This is a genomic window from Bradyrhizobium sp. WU425 (genome assembly GCF_021052305.1).
Lineage (GTDB): Bacteria > Pseudomonadota > Alphaproteobacteria > Rhizobiales > Xanthobacteraceae > Bradyrhizobium > Bradyrhizobium canariense_D.
The window spans coordinates 6324824-6341390 of the sequence record NZ_CP088089.1 but is presented as its reverse complement, the minus strand read 5'-3'; the positions used below and the strand labels follow the sequence as shown (position 1 = coordinate 6341390).

Below are 16567 nucleotides of genomic sequence, written 5' to 3'. Positions count from 1 at the left end.
GACAGTTTCGCCAAGTCGGTCCGCGGCCGGACCTTATTGAAGGGTGTCGCCTCTCAGACTGCCCGATTGCGCCGAAGGAAAGGAGGATATTCGCTTGCTTAGCTTGTCGGCGCGCGCTGAGCAAATCAGGCAACTCTGCCGTGGGCTGCATCGCGCCCGGCAGCGGGAAGATGCATGCCTCGCTGAAGACAGCTGGGCGGATACAGCTCTAGATCGTAATTCATCGGACTTCTACTAATCGAATCACATCGCTTGCGGAGTCACTCAATGTGGGCAACAGGCGCATCAAAGATGAGCTGCTATCGCTTCACGCAGGCGCCCCAGCGAATTCGACGCGGAACTTGATTCAAAATAGGGCAGCGAGTTTCGATCGTGTGTCAGCACTGTGACGCAGGTCTTCCGCGCCCCATGACCTCTCAACAAAACGCGATGCATTCATGCATCGCAAAAGTTTCGCGTGCAGCGCCACAATATCGCTGTGATCACTTCACAGTTTGCGTTCGGGGAAGTGACGGATCTTCAGCATCACGGATCAGCGTCAAGCATTCTCGATAGCAGAGGTTCGAATGGCTGTTGCAACTTATGGTTCTGAAGGCGCTGGTGCACTGTCGTCAACGCGCGGCACGGCTCTTCAGCGGCCTTTTCAGATCGTCATCATCGCTGCCGACCTGCTGCTGATCCTGCTCAGTTATGGTGCAGGGGCGGCGCTCTATAATGTCGCGCTTGCCTCCACTGGCGATGGCGCGTCGATGGGGGCAGGATTGATTGTCGGCGTTGTGTTCGTCGCGGTCGCATATTCCCAGGACGTCTACGCCACGCACCGCTTGCTGAATCTGGTCTGGCAGCTGCGCAAGGCCATCTTCATCTGGTTGGCGTCGCTGACGATCCTCGCTATGGCGGCATTTCTGCTCAAATCCACGGACAATCTGTCTCGCGGCACAGTGATCATTTTTGCTGCAATCGGCGGCGCCGGATTGATCAGTCTGCGTTTTCTCTGGCAGTTCGTACTCGCGACAAACTATGCCAGAAGCCGCTTGGTCGATCGCAAGGTGATCCTGTTGAGCCTGAAGCCGCTCGATTTCACCTCAAGCCGCTTCAAGGATTTGCGCAGAAACGGTTTCGACGTCATGCGTCATTTCGTGCTTGGGATCGACAGCGGCGACGGCCATTGGGAGCGACAGATTCGCGATGTCATTCGGCAATCGCGCCAGGCGGACGTCGACGAATATCTTCTAGCGATCGATTGGAACGAATTGCCGATGCTCCGAAAGATCGGGCCCTTCCTGCGCGCGGTGCCCCAACCGGTACGCCTTCTGCCGGATGATTCAATCGCCGACCTCGTGTCGCGCCCATTCCTGCCAGTCAGCGGGACCGTAGCGGTCGAGATTCAGCGGCCGCCGCTCAGTGTTTTCGAGCGTTTCCAAAAGCGCTGTCTTGATGTAGGGGTGGCCTTGTTGGCGCTCGTCATACTTGCACCGCTGCTACTGACAGTCGCCGTTCTGATCAAGCTCGGATCGCCGGGAGCTGCCATCTTCCGCCAGTCGCGCCGAGGGTTCAACGGCAAGCCGTTCGAGATATGGAAATTTCGGACCATGACGGTCTGCGAGGACGGCCAGACGATTACCCAGGCCACCAAACGGGATGCTCGGGTCACCAAGATCGGGCGTTTCCTTCGCATGACAAGCATCGACGAGTTGCCGCAGCTTTGGAATGTCTTGCGCGGCGACATGTCCCTGGTCGGGCCGCGCCCGCATGCGCTCGCCCATGACAATTACTACGACGAACTCATCAGCAAATACGTTTACCGCCACCACATGAAGCCGGGCCTGACAGGCTGGGCTCAGGTCAACGGCTTCCGGGGAGAAACCCCGACGATCGACTTGATGGAAAAAAGGGTGGAATATGACGTCTGGTACGTCAGCAATTGGAGTATCTGGCTGGATCTGAAGATTATGGCGCGTACGGCCTCGACGGTGCTGTTCCAGGAGGCCTATTAGTAGGAGCCGCCTAGGGGGCGGCGGCACTTATCGGCCGTCAGCTTCCGTTGCCGGGGGTCTTCTTGAAGAGACGAAGGACGGCGTCCCGTAGCGCAAGCATTGGCGGCACAAGGACGAAGAACGCTCCCATGGCGACTGAGGCAACGACGTGACGAAGCGAAAAAGGCTCGTCATGCTCGAGCTCTCGGCGATTCGGATCGAGCGGGGCAGGCGCGAGAGTGGTCGCCAGCGGTCGGGATTCCCGGCGGGCCTTACGCGGGGGAACCACGATCAACACGAAAAGAATATTGAGCAACACCCAGATGCTCAGGACAATAAGAGCAATCACCATCCGAACCTGCCGAAAAAATGCGAAGAGTATGAGCGCACGTTAGCCCCCTGAACCTCGGAAGGAAAGGTGCTCAAAGATTCGGCAGTCCAGGTTGCGGTCACGATCAACAGCCCTTCGTGCCGGGGGCAGGTTTGTGCAGGCAACACGTCACTATCTACTATCTTTCGTCCGGATCGCCGTCGTCAATCCATGCCTTGGGCTATGGCAGAGATCGGCATTTGTGGATTCCGGATGAATACGGGGATTGGGCGCGTATCGGAGCCCGACGATAGGGTCACTTGGCGGGTTGGTTCCCACGTCGTCGCGGCCCCGGAACTCAAATAGAGCCCCGCTGACGCATCTTCGCCCCGCCTGGCGTCCCGCCCCACGGCTGCGAATTTCCGACGGCCCGTTTCGGTCGGCTCCTGCAGACGATGGGACCGAAAAGTGGGTCCCTGCAGTCTCTTCGGAAGGCTCCGCGGCGGCCGTCAGCAGGTCGGGGCCTGCGCTAGGGGCGCAGCCGCGGACTGTGCGGCTTGCTGCGCCCCTCGCTCTAGGAATGTTCGACGTAATAGCTGTTGCGGTGCTTACCCTTATACGCCTCGATGCGTCCAAGCATCTTCGGGTTGGCGCGATTGAGGACAGCACCCAGCAGCTTCTTCTGAAGGATCTCCGACCCCGAAATTGATTCTTGAAGCGCAGCTCGCGTGGTTGCTCCCCATTCGATCACATAGACCATTGCATCGATGAGGACGCTGAACGCTTTTGAGTCCGCCACCGGCATCACAGGCGCAAGATCGATAATGATATATTCGTAGTGTTCCCGGAGCATCGCGAGCAGGTCGGCCATTGGCCTCGATGCGATGACGTCGGCCGAATTGACCATGCGCGAAGCAACGATGGACGGCAGGAAATCGAGACCGGTCTCCTTGCTTCGTTGCACGTGATAGCTGAAGCCCGTGGGATCACTGAGGGCCTCGACCAGTCCGCTGTTGGCGTTCGGCGCGAGTTCCCGTGTGAGTGAGCGCGTATGCAGGTCGCCGTCGATGAGGATGGTGCGGTGACCTGTCATGGCAATCAACTGAGCGAAATTGGCCGCGACTGTCGTTTTTCCTTCCTTTGGCAGCGACGATACAATGCCGATGACCTTGATCTCTCGGGTCATGCGCGCAACGTCGATTGAGACCTTGATGTTGCGCAACGTTTCCGCAAACCGCGAGAACGGATGATCGACGACATAGCGGGATAGTCCCGCTTCGTCGGCTTTCGCGGATGCCGAAAGCAACGCGCGCGTCTTTGTCGGCGGGCGAATATCTGGGAGAACGCCAAGACACTTCACGCCGAGTTCGTCCTCGACCTCTCCGGGGGTCCGCAAGACGTCGTTGAGGAGCTCGCGCGCAAAGGCGGCGCCGAAGCCGAGGCAGAGGCCGCCGACCAAGCCTCCCACCAGGGCCAAAACCGTCCGCGGCGAGCTTTTGCGATCAGGCTTGGTCGCGGTGCTGATCAGGCGTGCCTCGCTGAGCGGGAAGCTCTGATTTTGGGTGGCGCTTTGCAGCTTCTCCAGGAAGTTGTTGTAGAGATTGCGATAGGTGTCGGCCGCGCTTTCGAGATCGCGCAGCTTGACTTCTGCCTGGCCGGTGTGACCCGCCTGGGCGACCAGCTCTTTCACGTTCTTATCGAGAGAAGCCTCTCGGCTTTTTGCGATCTCGTAGTCGCTGCGATAAGCGTCCCCAATCCGATGAAGCTCATCGGCGATATTCTTGCGCAGTTCCTCCATCTTGTTGGCCAAATTGACCGCTGCAAGATGGGTCTTGCCGTAACGCCTTGACCAATCGGCATATTGGGCCTGTAAATCGAGGTACTGGGCGCGCAGGCGCGTAATGACCGAGTTGTTAAGGGCGTCCGTCACGGTGGGTTGGGCGAGGTCTTGGTCGGAAATCGCTTCGATCCGATCGAGGCGCGCCTTGGCTTCGGCCGTGGCCGCCCGCGCCTGAACCAGCTGTGTATTCAAGTCCGACAATTGCTGCTCGGACATGAGGCCGCGGCTGGTTCCGACGATATTGTGCTCTGCCTTGAAGGTTTGCACCGCGCGGTCGCTGGCCGTCGCCTGCTCGCTGAGCTCGACGCTCCGCTGCTGGAGCCATTCGGTCGCCCGTTTAGTGGACTGGTATTTTGCTTCCAGTGCACCCACGATGTAGGCATCGGCGATCGCATTTACGATCTTGACTGCCTTGTCCGGGCTGTGTGCGCGATAATTGAGCGACAAGACGTATGTGGTCAGGACGCGCTCAACCCTCAGACTCTTTTGAATCGATTCGACCACGGCATGTTCGATCCGCTCCTGTGTGGGCGGTTCGCCGGATTCGAACACTGACATGATCTTGCCGGTAACGACGGCGAGAAGTCCTGGATTGGATCCGTTGAATTCCGGATCCTCGGTGAGCCGCAGGCGGCGAACGATTGACAGGATAAGATCGTCAGAATTGATGACTTCGACCTGGCTGTCGACATAGCCAGTGTCGATCAGAGCGCTGTTGGTCCCGCTGTCCTTGTCCAGAACCTGGGTTTGCCGGGTGTCCATCATGATACGGGCGTTTGCCGTATACATCGGCTTTGCCAGAACCAGATAGACGATGACCAGAGCCAGCGAAGCGCCAACTGCCGCAGCGATCAGCGGCCATTGCCGACGAAGGACATCAGTGACACGGTCAAAGCTGAGGACCGCGCCGCCAAACTCGATGCCAAACCGGTGTCCCGATTGGAAGTGTTCTCTAGGCTGATACATCTGAAATTCGCTGCCTTAATGGTCAGGATCAATTCGGGAGGGGAACAGGTTTGAATGGATTGGCCAGTTTGGTCTTCCATTCGCCTTCCAACAGCGCTCCGCCCCGAGGCTGCGTCGGCTTGTTGTCTCTCGGCTGCAATTGGGCGCTGGAGCCATCTTCTCCCGCCGCGGAATAGCCCGCCTGCACGGCGAGGTCACCGACTCGCTGCGTGAAATCCCTAATCTTGCGCGCAGCGTCCGGTTTCGTTGACGTGCACAGCGCTTCTGCGAGCCGCAGCGCCGCGCCGATGGTCGAGCGGTCGGGGGAAGCCGATTCGGAAATGAGCGTCTGCACCGACGGCAACACCGATGGATTGGTCGCGATATATGAAGAAAGGCGAGCCCTCAGCTTCTCTTTGTCGTTGCGTAGCCGTTCCAGAAGCGAAGACGGCGCCTTCACGAAGGCGTCGAGTTCGGTTTGTGAGGCGCGGTCCGAGAATCCGACGCATTGAGCGCGGGTCGGACCGACGCCCGATGCGATCAGAGCAAATCCCGTCAAGATGATGGGTTGCCATCTCGGCTTCGTACGACGCGTCACTTCGCAGCTCATCCGTGTCCCTTCGTCGTTGCTGCAAACCAGTACACGCGAAGAGTGGCAGCCAACTGTGTCAATTTTTGTGCGATGCAAAAGCGGGTTTCATTCGGTCGCGCTTGCCATCGATTGCTACATCAGTGCCTTACCTTTCGTCGGTTGTGCAAGTACGATTTGCAATGCCTGCGAGATCGGCACAATGGCGCCTGCGATTTTTGCAGTTTGAAGATTTATGAGGCGGTCGCAAAAAATCTTGTCGCGAAATTGACACAAGAAAATTTTCCAGCGAGCAGCGCGTGGATACGCCTGGATCAAGAAACATCTTCTGTACAGGCTAAATCGCAACACCGCCGGGTTTCGCGCATACTTTGTTCGCAAATGCTCGCGACCATGCCCCGGCGAGTCAGTTCGTTCGTCCCGATGCTCCTCGATCAGCAAAAATGGCGCAAAGTTGTCGCGCGCATGTTCGAATGACAGAGAGCGTTGAATTTATCGCCGGTCGTCATGCGTCATACGCGAATCCTCAATCGTGACGATTGAAAGCACGCAAAGACCTGATACAGACTGCTGCGGTGCAACAGCTACGGAATGTCGATGTGACGGAGTTGGTTCATCGTGAGAAAGCGCATGTCCTGCCGCTCGACAGCATCCGGGGTGTCGCCGCGACATCTGTGGTGATCCACCATCTCCTGCTGATGCCGACCTTTCTCGCGGCATTCCCACACAATGCGTGGATCAATTGCTCGTTCTTCAGAAGCGCGTGGCTATTGGTCGACTTGTTCTTCGTTCTCAGTGGCATCGTGATGTCGTTGAGCTACGTCGAGGGCGACTTCGGACGCTTCTCGCTGCGCGAATTCATGGTGCGGCGTTTGGCGCGGGTCTATCCGCTTCACATCGTCATGCTGATCGCAAACCTGCTGTTCCGCCTCCTGCGTATCGGCTTGGTCGCCACAGGCGTCGTGGTTGCCGCGCCAGCCGCCTTCGAGGTGAACAACGCCTATTCCTTCCTGCTCAACGTCTTTCTCCTGCATTCGATGGGACTGATCGACTATCTCAGCTGGAACGCTCCGAGCTGGAGCATAAGTGTCGAATTCTACACCTACCTGGTGTTCGGCCTGATCGTCCTGCTGGCCCAGCGCATGCGTTCGCTGGCGTGGTTCTACGCCGTCTCCGGGCTCATCGCGGTCGCAAGTCTTGTCGTGATCGTCTTCGTGCTCGACAAGAGGAGTCTGGGACTCCAGACCGATTTCGGCATTCTTCGCTGTTTTGTGAGCTTCTTCCTCGGTGTCTTGACCGTCAGGATCGTTCGTCGGCTGCCAGGCAAGCCGAGCCCTGCCGTGCAGGGAGGGCTGCAGTTGATCGCCATGATTGCCAGTATCGTCCTGGTCAGCCTCGCAGAGACCAATCCGGCGACCACCTTCCTGGCGCCGCTTGTTTTCGCAGCCTTCCTTGGCACGCTGCTGGCGTTTCCGGATGCGTTGCTGGTGCCGAAGATTCTGGTGGCGCGGCCGCTGGTGTGGCTGGGGCGCAGATCCTACTCCATCTATATGGTGCATGCGCTCGTGGTGCTCTTCGCGGAGTACTTCGTGCGGGCACTTGGGCCACGGCCGATCGCGGCGCTCGATTCGATCTGGACGGGGCTGCCGGCGACGCTGAATCTCGTGATCTCCCTGGCCGCTGTACTGGTAGTTTCGAACTTCAGCTATCTCTACATCGAGAGTCTTGGCGGTAAGCTGCTTCGGAATGCCCTTGGAAGCCGGCCCGATTTTTCGCCATCTCCGGCGGCATCGGCGCGGCTGACGAATTGAGGCGAGCATGACGGCCCTTGCGCTGCAGCGCCCGCAGATCACGCTGGTCAGCCTCAACATCGAGGCGATCGCGCTCGGGGTTTATCTGGTCCGAGACGCCTTCGGCGGCGTGATCCGCTACTACACCAGCATCTTTCATCTGGACACGCTCTGGTACCTGCCCGACGGCGTCGCGCTGCTGTGTCTGGCCCAGTTCTTCGTGCATTGCATTTTGGGCAATCGCAGCACCCTGGCGCTCCTGGTGTTCGCGCAGATCATGCTGTCGCTGGTGCTCGGCTACTTCATGATGGGCACTGCGACCGCCGCGATCTCGGCTTTCAAGATGATGCTGCCGGTGTTTGTCGGATTCTGTTTCTGCGATTCGAGCCTGGGTTCCTACCGAAAGCTGCTGTCGATCATCGCCGTGACCTTCTATCTCTCCGTCATCGGCGTGTTGTTGACCAAGTTCTACCTCATGCCCTGGGTCGGCTACAAATATGAATCCTTTGGCGCCGTGCGTGAGGCGGGCCGGCTATGGTGGGCCTATGGCGGTGACGATCAGCGCCTGATGGGCTTTGCCGCCGACAATACCATGGCCGCATTCTTCATCCTCGTGTCGTTTGCGATCACGTCGATCCGCAAGAGCACGCTGTGGTGCCTTCTGTACGGCTCCCTGGCGGTTTACGTCATTCGTCTGACCACCAGCAAGACGACCATGATCGTTCTCGTGCTGTACCTGGTGCTGCTGGTGATCGTGCGAATGCTGCCGGAGAAGTCGCGTTTCCCCGCGATCCGCGCGATCGCGTTGTGGTCGTTCGCTGCGATCCTCGTTCCGTTCTTCATGATCGTGGTCGCATCGGGCACCGCAGCAGTGCCGCACTCGACCTTGTTCAGCATTCTCGACCGCATCAATAACAGCTGGCAGCTGCCGTTCGTCTACATGAGCCAGCTGATGCCGATCGGTCTGGTAACCGGCTGCGGCGCGGGTTGCTTCAACTATCCGCAGAAGCTTTTCTCGCCGCTCGCGGCGTACTGGGTACCGGTCGACAACTTCTACATCGGAACATACCTGATGTTCGGGCTTCCGTTCGTCGCATTCATGGTGATGGTGTTCCGCGCCAACTTCGGAGCGACCGACGTCTACAAGCTGACGCTGCTCTTCGTGGTCAACCTGTTTACCATCACCGTCCTGAACTATGGGCCGGCATCAGGGCTCCTGATCATCGCATTGAGCTTCAGCGAAGTATTCTCCCGGCGGGCGACCTCCGCACGGGCAGCCGATACCGTTCCGATAGAATTGCCGCGGCCGATCCGCTCATTGGAGGGTCTCGGCGTAGATATGCCAGGGACGGCAGCGCGTGGGAGCAGATGAGACAAACGATGCATAGACGGCTTGCATTCATCGATACGCTGCGCGGCATTGCCGTGTTGGCGGTGCTGTTCCAGCACGTGTTCGAGGTGATCGTCCAGAAGCACCCCACCGGCGCGTATTATTGGGTCTTCCACGATGCGATCGGCTACTACATGAACTTCGGCCGGTTCGGAGTCGTGCTGTTCTTCTTCGTCAGCGGATTCGTCATCCCGTTCAGTTTTCCGGACAGTGCTACTCCTGTGCGCGATTTCACGATCAGCCGCTTCTTTCGGCTCTACCCGGCGTACTGGACGTCGATGGTGATCGGGCTCGTCACGATGCAGGTGCTGGAGGCCAATGCCTACCCGTTGTCGCAGGTCATCGCGAACGTGACGATGCTGCAGACTTTCGTGAACATCCCGAACCTCTGGATCTTCTACTGGACGTTGGCGATCGAGCTCCTGTTCTATGTCGGATGCACCATTCTTTTCGCGATGGGATTGCTGAACCGGCGCTTTACTGCAGTTGCGATTGTCATTGCTGCGGCGCTGGTCGGGACCGCCGCAGCACTTCTGATCGAAAGCAGGACGGTGTCGTCGCTGATGGAGGTTGGGCTGAACCTTTCGGCGATGTTCCTGGGCAAGGTCATCCGCGACACCGTCATCGGCGGAAAGCTGCGATGGCCGCACGTCGCCGTTTGTACGGTGTTCTATGCGATCTTCGCCATCACGCTGGCGGAGAGGCGGTTCGGCGGCGTCTATCAGGAGAACTTCTTCTACAGCTATTCGATCGGGTCGGCTTATGTCTGCGCAGCGCTCGTCTTCATCGCGTTTGCGGCGTTCGGTGAGAGGATGGCCTGGCGCCCGATGGCGTTCGTGGGAACCATCAGCTATTCCGTCTATTTGATGTCGCCGTTCGTGATCGTCTGGATCCATCGCCTCGTCTGGCTCGGTGATGGACCGCTGGGATGGGCCGCTTTCGCCGCGCTGGTCGCAGCATTGTCAATTCTGGTCAGCTGGTCGACATATGCGTTCATCGAGAAGCCCAGCATCTCGTTCGGCCAAAGGTTCCGGTCGAAGCGCAGGAGGGCGGTCGTTCTCGAGCCGGCGCTCAGCGCGCAAGGGGCAGCTGAGTGATCGAAAAAACGCGCCAGCCGAATGCCGGATACGACGGATCTTTCGTTCCCTCCGTCCAGGGACTTCGTGGCATTGCGGCGCTGAGCGTGCTGATGGATCACTTCTACGACATGCCAAAGGGAGGCGTGTACGACATTCCGGATCCGGGCTTCCTGCCGCCGCTCTGGCTCTGGCTGCAATCGGTGATCAATGTCGGCGGCCACGGTGTCGAGCTGTTTTTCATGATCAGCGGCTTCCTGATCCCGGCCAGTCTGGTGCGGCACGGCTCGCTGCCAAGGTTCTTCCTCGACCGTGTCCTGCGCATCATGCCGGTGTTCGTCGTGCTGCATCTCGCGCTGTTCGTGATTGGCCCGATCGTGGGCTACAAATTCTTCCGCGGGATCGATCTGACCGGTTATCTCGCGATCTTCACGGCCAATCTGTTCTTCGTGCAGGACGCTCTCGGCTTGCCCATCGCTCAGCAGAATGCCTGGACCTTGACTTACGAATGGGCGTTCTACATCTGGTTCGCGCTGACATTCTCGGTGTGGCGCATCGGAGGGAGAATGCTGGCGGCGCCCCTGATCTTGATGGGCGTGGCCTGTCTCCTGCATTGGCCGATCACGGCGTTCTTCTGCATTGGCATGCTTCTCAGCGCCACGGGTTGGCGCATCTCCATTCCGGGACCTCTTGGCTTGATGGCGGGCCTGACGTGCGGGGTCGCCATGTACGCGAGCCTGGTGCTGTTTCACCCGTTCGTAGGTCTTATTCCGGGCCTTTTGCTGTTCGCCATGGTGCTGGCCCCGGACTCCGGTCTCGCCAGGGCGCTCAGCACGCCGGCCCTGCAGTATGTCGGCAAGATAAGTTACAGCCTTTATCTCGTGCACCCGTTCGTCCTGTTTCCGTTACAGGTGATCGGGCTCAAGCTCGTCGCTGTCGGTGTCGACCGCTGGCTGCTGTGGGCAGCATTCATCGTGCTGGGATCGTTGATGTCGCTGGTTGCAAGCGCGATCACCTACGAGCTGATCGAGGTGAGGCTGAGACGATTGTTGGATGGCGCGGTCCGCGGCGTGTTCTTTCGGTCATTGAGCAAGATGGAACAGTCCGCCTAGAAGATCGCAATATAAGTCACGATCAGCTCACGGTACGGCCGGCAAGCTTGCGGTAGGATGGCAACAGGCCATCGGCGATGCGATCCCAGTTCAACTGGCCCGCCGCTGTCTGCCGTGCACCGTCGGTCAATGTCGCGGTAAGCGATTTCGAGGTCAGGACGCGTTCGAGCGCATCGGCCAAGGCGGCAGCATTACCAGGCGGGACCAGAAGCCCGTTCACGCCGTCTGTCACGACGTCAGGAATGCCACCGGTGGCGCTGGCGACGACGGGACGGGAATTCCCGTAAGCAGACGCCAGCACGCCGCTCTGCGTCGCATCCTTATAGGGCAGGGCGACCACGGTCGCAGACTGAAATAATTGTCCCGTATCCTCGGGCGAGATATAGGCATCGATCGTTTTGACCGTCGGCATGGCCTCCATGCGCGCGCCGAGCCGCGTCATCTCGGGACCGCGGCCCGCGACGATCGCTTCGTGCGCCACGCCGCGCCGGTCCAGCAGGTCGATCGCATCGATGAAGATGTCCAACCCCTTGTAAGCCCACATCCGCCCAAAAAACAGGATTCGTGCAGATTCGGGTTCGATGGCCGCGGCGCGCGTCGGGGGCACCATGAGCACGCCGTGCATGCTGGAGACGATTTCTCCATTAAAGTCCGGCGACGCATGGCGGAAATCTGCAATGCAGCTCTCGCCGTGCGTCGTGACGACTGACGCTGCCGCGCGCATGCGCGCGCGCCAGCCGTCCTCGCGCGGAGAGGTGCCCGAGCCGCCTTCCGAATGAGGAATTGCGTCGTGAACGGTCAGCACCAGCGGGATTCCAAGCGGACGCAGGAACTGGATCAGCTTGGATGTGTAGACTTCCGGAACTTCGTGACAATGAACCACGTCTGGACGAAACGAAATTATGTCCATGAATGAAGCTGGAATGCCGATGGCGCCGGCGCGGCGCAGGCTCAAATCGCGGATCCTTGTGTTGAAGGGTGTCGTCACCGCGATATCGGCCAGTTCCCACTGCTGGTTCGCATCCTTGCGGTTGAGGACGAGGCGAACATCGCAATGGCGCGCCAAGCCCGACGCGAGCCGGTAGGAATATTCTGCAAAATGCGGCGCGTAGATCGCCACGCGCAAGCGCCTGGAGTTGCGATTGAAGGCGGTGGTAGGCGAATTCATCAAGGCATCCATTTTGCATCACATCGCTGAGCCGGTTGGAGTGTAGTCCACGATTTGAACTCACTTCCACGCTAAATCGGATGATAGATGGTGCTCATCTGATTGCCATAACGTCGTCGTACTGCTGCGCGATTGCTGCCGCCATCGGGACGGAGTGGAAAAGGGCGATGTCACGCGCGGTCATCGATTCCCTGTTTGTCTAGCGGGCGATTGTGATTGGATCTGTCGGAATTGGGTCGATTTTTTGATGAACGTCACTCCGGGCAAACAACATCAGGTCGTGGTCGCGTTGTTGTGGTCGCTGGCGCAGAACTGGGGCGGCCGTGCGCTGTCGTTTGTTCTGTTCTTGATATTGGCGCGGCTGCTCAATCCTGCGGATTTCGGTCTTGCCGCGCTGGTTGGCTTCATCCTGCTGCTCCTGAGCTCCATTTCCGAATTCGGGTTCGGTGACGCGTTGATCCAGCGACGCACGCTCGAGCCTGCGGACGTGACACTGCCATTTTTCTGCTCACTGGCGGCATCGGTCCTCCTTGCCGTTCTCATCGCCCTGCTGGCGACCGATATCGAGCGTTGGCTCGACGTGAAGGGACTTGCGCCGCTCTTGACGGCTGCGAGCCTCTCGCTTCCGATCGGTACCGCCACGCTGTTCCAGGAGGCGCTCTACAAGCGCCAGATGGATTTTCGTGTGCTTGCGCTCAGGACCATGGTGGCGACCGCGATCTCCGGAGTGGTCGGGATCGCCTGTGCCTATGCCGGGTTCGGTGCCCTCAGTCTCGTGATCCAGGTGGTCGTTCAGAGTGCGGTCAGCGGCCTGTGGCTCTGGAGCCAGCCCAGATGGCTCCCGATGCGCGGCTACGATCTGAAGAGCTTGCGCGAACTCTCCGGCTACAGCATCCACGTCGTGTCGAACAGGCTGCTGGACTTCGCCATCGTGCGTACGATCGACATGATCATCCTGTCGCTTTATGGCGTCGCGGCCTTGGGCATCTATACGGTGGGCGCGCGAGTCTACATCATCCTGATGCAGTTGCTGACACAGGCCGTCATGGACGTCGCGCTGAGCGCACTGTCCAAGATCGCGCATGAGCGTCACCGTATTGCCGACGCCTATTTGCGAAGCGTCAGCCTCGGAGCACTGATTGGCTCTCCGGTCTTTGTGCTCCTGGCGGCGATCGCGCCGGAGTTCTCCCTGCTGCTGTTCGGCTCAAAATGGGCCGGCAGCGAAGCAGTGATGAGGCCGCTGATGCTCATCGGCGCGATTCAGACGGTGCAGTTCGTGAACAGCGCCTATTTTGGCGCCATGGGCAAGCCCAACTACGTCTTCCTGCTGAACATTCTCAAATTCGCCACGGTGGTCCCCGCCATGTTCCTGCTGCCGTCGCACGACATTGGTCAGCTGGCCACCATCTTCGCTGTCGCGCAGCTCGTGGTGACGCCCGTGACGTTCGCGCTGGCGCTCAGGCTGCTGGGCCTGAGCTGGAACCAGTTTCTGCGGCCCGTCGCAGGCTGTCTTTGCGCCATCCTTCTGGCTTATGGCGCAGTTGCGCTATGCCGCGAAGCGACCCCGGACATGAATCCCTATTTGCGGATAGGACTGCTCTCGACATGTTTCGGGGCGACCTATCTGATGAGCATCTTGCTGTTCTGGCGAAAGCAGCTGTTCTCCCTGATCGCTTTCGTCGTGAAGCGTGGTGCGACCGCCTGATGAAGACGAGGAAGACGTCGTGAAGCAATTGATTCCGGTACCCGTTCGCAAGCATCTCCGAGGCTGGCTCAACAGCGCGAAGAACACGCCCTTTGCGGTCGATCTGCTCGAGTTGCGCAGGTGGCAGATCGCCAGGAAGGCTATCGGCGGCAGTGCCGCGCCGCGCAACAACCCGCGCCGGCTCGTCCTGCTCCCGTCCGACCCCTGGAGCATTCATCAGTCGCGCGGCGATGAGGCCATGATCGAGGCGGCCGTCGGCGAGATGAAGCAGGCCCATCCCATCGAGGTCTACATTGTCACCGCCACCAAAGCGGCAAGCGCGGAAGTGCGCGCAATGGGGTTCAAGCCGCTCGAATTTTGGAGGCAGCCGTTTTCCTATATGACGGTGGCGCAGGAGCTTTCTCTCACCAGGCCGGATTTCGGAATGGTTCTGGGGGCAGACGTGCTGGACGGCTACTATTCCCCCGTGGACGCCGCTCGCATGCTGCTCGTCGCCGATCTCATGGCAGCGTGCGGCGCCAAGGTCAGCGTGCTCGGATTCAGCTTCAACTCCCGTCCGGCCAAGGCGTTGCGCGAGGTGTTTCGGCTGCTCGATCCCGGCGTGGTCTTGAATTTGCGCGATGCACTATCTCTTCAGCGCTTCAAAGAGTTCGCCCCGAATCGTGCGCACCTCGTCGCTGATTCCGCATTCATGCTGGTGCCACAGGCGGAGACCGCGGCTGTGAAGCAGATTGCGGCCGCGATTGCGGAGCAGCGCAGGCAGGGACGCGACGTCTTTGTCTTCAATATCCACCCGATGTTGTTCAGGAAATCCGAGCCGGCCAAGCTACGGCGAATGATCGAACTCGCGGCGAGCGCAATCGAGCGCATGTCTCGAGAGCATAACGCGAGCTGGGTGTTGCTCGCGCACGACTATCGTCCGGAGATCGCCGACGACAATTGCCTTCGACCGCTGGCCGGTCGCCTGAGCGCAGCGCTGGGCAACCATGTTCATCATGTCGAGCACGTGCTGTCAGCGAGCGAGATCAAGGCAGTCGTCGGTCTGGTGGACGGCGTCGTCACCGGCCGCATGCATCTTGCGATTGCGGCTCTCGGACAGGGAACGCCGGTTGCGGCGATCACATACCAAGACAAGTTCCAGGGCCTGTTCGCTCATTTCGGTGTGAGCGAATCGCTTCTTCTCTCACCTGAGCAACTGCTCGCGGGAGACAATCTCGAGAAGTTTCTGCTGAGGTTCCTCGGCGCCTACAAGACGGCCGGCGCGCAGGTCCGCAATATGCTGCCGGCAGTCATGGAGCTGTCGCGCGCCAACATCGCTCCGCTGCGGGGCGATGGTTTGATGTCGGTTGACGCGGTGTCCGACGGTAAGGTCGCCTGAGGGAAGCGGGCGGACGTCAGTTGGCGGCCTGCTCCGTCTCGTCGAAACGCACGGACGTCTTGGTGACAGACGTCTTGTTGGTGGCAGGCGTCTTGGCGGACGATTGCACTTTGCGCGGCGATCCAAATCCGATGTCGGCCCCACGATTGATCAGCCGCCGCGCCGGGTTCTCGAAATAGGCATAGGTGCGATCGGCGATGATGGTCAGGATCGCGCAGCACGCGAGAGCAAAGAGGCCAAATTGATCCGGACGCAGACCAAGCGACGCCCACAACGGCTTGAATACGGCGATGAGGACGGCGTCGTGCAGCATGTAGATCGAATATGAAGTGTTGCCGAGCCGCCCGAGGAGGCGGCTGCCCGGAATTTGCACGAAAGCGCTCTCCCCGACGGCGGTGAGCAGGATCGCGCAGGAGAACAGAATGATGGCCAGATCCGGCTTGGCGAAGATGTTCAGGACAAGCACGGAGATCCCGAACAGGGCGATGCCGGCGAAGACGACCGGCTTGTGCCGATACGGGTGCGACAACCTGAACAATATGGCGAGCAGGATTCCATTCAAGAAGCTCGGCAGCGCACGGAGCATCCCGTAGTCATAATTGGCTCCATACATCTGCGATCGTTCTTGCCAGATCGGCAAATGGCCGTGGGCCAGGACCAGATAGAGCGCAGCGACGATGGCGGCCAGCACCAGCGGATGGACCTTGCGTGCAAGCAGCATAAGCAGCGGAAAGATCAGATAGCAGAAGAATTCCGCGCTGATCGACCAGGACGGAGAGTTGAAGCTCAAATGATCGGTAACGCCCCAGGCTTGAAGCAGCACGAGGTTGTACAGGAAGTCCAGCGGCGTCGACCTCGCCGATCGGTCCAGACCGAATCCGATCAGCAATACGAACACGAGTAAAGTCAGAAGATGCAGCGGATAGATCCGCGCAATGCGGCGGATCATGAACCGGGCATATGCCTTGAGACCACGCGCGTCAGACGGATAGGAATAGGAGATCACGAACCCGGACAAGATGAAGAACATGTCCACGAAAAGGCCATAAGATCCGTTCCAGACCGGTGCGATGCCGCTGTCGATGGTCTTCAGATGGAAAATGAAGACGCCGAGAGCGGCAACGAAACGATAGAAGTCGAGAACGACGAACCGTCTGGCTTCATTGGCTTCCATCGTGTGTCGAATTCCTTGCGTGACGCTACCTGCTGCTTAGCGGTGAATTGTGACGCAAGTTCGCTGGGCCGCGTTCGACGGCAGGCGGAATAGCCGTTATGCGGCTTATGCCTC

Annotated in this window: 13 protein-coding genes; 7 read left to right on the top strand and 6 right to left on the bottom strand. The window is 59.4% G+C overall.

The window, feature by feature from the left end:
• The first annotated feature begins 566 nt into the window (after positions 1-566).
• A complete protein-coding gene (locus BcanWU425_RS30630; protein ID WP_231188833.1) occupies positions 567-1997 on the top strand; it encodes an undecaprenyl-phosphate glucose phosphotransferase in 1431 nt (476 codons plus the stop codon).
• A gap of 37 nt (positions 1998-2034) precedes the next feature.
• Here BcanWU425_RS30630 and BcanWU425_RS30625 read toward each other — a convergent pair whose 3' ends face one another.
• From BcanWU425_RS30625 to BcanWU425_RS30610, 4 genes are all read right to left on the bottom strand, one after another.
• Positions 2035-2328, bottom strand: a complete 294-nt coding sequence (locus BcanWU425_RS30625; protein ID WP_204513783.1) for a hypothetical protein — start codon at positions 2326-2328, stop codon at positions 2035-2037.
• Between the two features lie 532 nt (positions 2329-2860).
• The gene (locus tag BcanWU425_RS30620; RefSeq protein ID WP_018458860.1) at positions 2861-5092 is read right to left on the bottom strand and encodes an AAA family ATPase; all 2232 of its coding nucleotides are present in this window, start codon (positions 5090-5092) and stop codon (positions 2861-2863) included.
• Between the two features lie 28 nt (positions 5093-5120).
• Positions 5121-5681 carry a hypothetical protein gene (locus tag BcanWU425_RS30615; protein ID WP_231188831.1) on the bottom strand — a complete coding sequence of 187 codons (561 nt, stop codon included), beginning with the start codon at positions 5679-5681 and terminating at the stop codon, positions 5121-5123.
• Between the two features lie 114 nt (positions 5682-5795).
• Positions 5796-5978 carry a hypothetical protein gene (locus BcanWU425_RS30610; RefSeq protein ID WP_204513784.1) on the bottom strand — a complete coding sequence of 61 codons (183 nt, stop codon included), beginning with the start codon at positions 5976-5978 and terminating at the stop codon, positions 5796-5798.
• A 281-nt stretch (positions 5979-6259) separates the two neighbouring features.
• Between BcanWU425_RS30610 and BcanWU425_RS30605 the strand changes: the two genes are divergently transcribed.
• The 4 genes from BcanWU425_RS30605 to BcanWU425_RS30590 are packed head-to-tail and all read left to right on the top strand — an operon-like array spanning position 6260 to position 11028.
• Positions 6260-7471, top strand: a complete 1212-nt coding sequence (locus BcanWU425_RS30605; RefSeq protein ID WP_231188829.1) for an acyltransferase family protein — start codon at positions 6260-6262, stop codon at positions 7469-7471.
• A gap of 7 nt (positions 7472-7478) precedes the next feature.
• Positions 7479-8822 (top strand): hypothetical protein, encoded by a 1344-nt coding sequence (locus BcanWU425_RS30600; RefSeq protein WP_204513785.1) that lies wholly within the window; start codon positions 7479-7481, stop codon positions 8820-8822.
• Between the two features lie 8 nt (positions 8823-8830).
• Entirely contained in the window at positions 8831-9937 is a 1107-nt protein-coding gene (locus tag BcanWU425_RS30595) for an acyltransferase family protein (protein ID WP_085349972.1), read from the top strand.
• Positions 9934-11028 carry an acyltransferase family protein gene (locus BcanWU425_RS30590; RefSeq protein ID WP_204513786.1) on the top strand — a complete coding sequence of 365 codons (1095 nt, stop codon included), beginning with the start codon at positions 9934-9936 and terminating at the stop codon, positions 11026-11028. Before BcanWU425_RS30595 ends, BcanWU425_RS30590 begins: the two co-directional genes overlap by 4 nt.
• A 22-nt stretch (positions 11029-11050) precedes the next feature.
• Here the strand turns inward: BcanWU425_RS30590 and BcanWU425_RS30585 are convergent, their stop codons facing one another.
• Positions 11051-12148: a glycosyltransferase family 4 protein gene (locus BcanWU425_RS30585; protein ID WP_231190924.1), complete on the bottom strand. Its 1098-nt coding sequence runs from the start codon at positions 12146-12148 to the stop codon at positions 11051-11053.
• 295 nt (positions 12149-12443) lie between these two features.
• Between BcanWU425_RS30585 and BcanWU425_RS30580 the strand changes: the two genes are divergently transcribed.
• Together BcanWU425_RS30580 and BcanWU425_RS30575 are read left to right on the top strand one after the other, a co-directional pair.
• On the top strand, positions 12444-13901 hold the full coding sequence (locus BcanWU425_RS30580; protein ID WP_085349969.1) for a lipopolysaccharide biosynthesis protein: 1458 nt from the start codon (positions 12444-12446) through the stop codon (positions 13899-13901).
• A gap of 19 nt (positions 13902-13920) precedes the next feature.
• The gene (locus tag BcanWU425_RS30575) at positions 13921-15279 is read left to right on the top strand and encodes a polysaccharide pyruvyl transferase family protein (protein ID WP_231188826.1); all 1359 of its coding nucleotides are present in this window, start codon (positions 13921-13923) and stop codon (positions 15277-15279) included.
• A 16-nt stretch (positions 15280-15295) separates the two neighbouring features.
• Here the strand turns inward: BcanWU425_RS30575 and BcanWU425_RS30570 are convergent, their stop codons facing one another.
• Positions 15296-16453: an acyltransferase family protein gene (locus BcanWU425_RS30570; protein WP_204513788.1), complete on the bottom strand. Its 1158-nt coding sequence runs from the start codon at positions 16451-16453 to the stop codon at positions 15296-15298.
• Positions 16454-16567 lie beyond the last annotated feature (114 nt).

Bases quoted from the DNA above. Each gene is read 5' to 3' on its own strand.
- BcanWU425_RS30620 (WP_018458860.1), bottom strand. From the start codon at position 5,092: ATGTATCAGCCTAGAGAACACTTCCAATCGGGACACCGGTTTGGCATC.
- BcanWU425_RS30580 (WP_085349969.1), top strand. From the start codon at position 12,444: ATGAACGTCACTCCGGGCAAACAACATCAGGTCGTGGTCGCGTTGTTG.
- BcanWU425_RS30630 (WP_231188833.1), top strand. From the start codon at position 567: ATGGCTGTTGCAACTTATGGTTCTGAAGGCGCTGGTGCACTGTCGTCA.
- BcanWU425_RS30600 (WP_204513785.1), top strand. From the start codon at position 7,479: ATGACGGCCCTTGCGCTGCAGCGCCCGCAGATCACGCTGGTCAGCCTC.
- BcanWU425_RS30625 (WP_204513783.1), bottom strand. From the start codon at position 2,328: ATGGTGATTGCTCTTATTGTCCTGAGCATCTGGGTGTTGCTCAATATT.
- BcanWU425_RS30595 (WP_085349972.1), top strand. From the start codon at position 8,831: ATGCATAGACGGCTTGCATTCATCGATACGCTGCGCGGCATTGCCGTG.
- BcanWU425_RS30615 (WP_231188831.1), bottom strand. From the start codon at position 5,681: ATGAGCTGCGAAGTGACGCGTCGTACGAAGCCGAGATGGCAACCCATC.
- BcanWU425_RS30570 (WP_204513788.1), bottom strand. From the start codon at position 16,453: ATGGAAGCCAATGAAGCCAGACGGTTCGTCGTTCTCGACTTCTATCGT.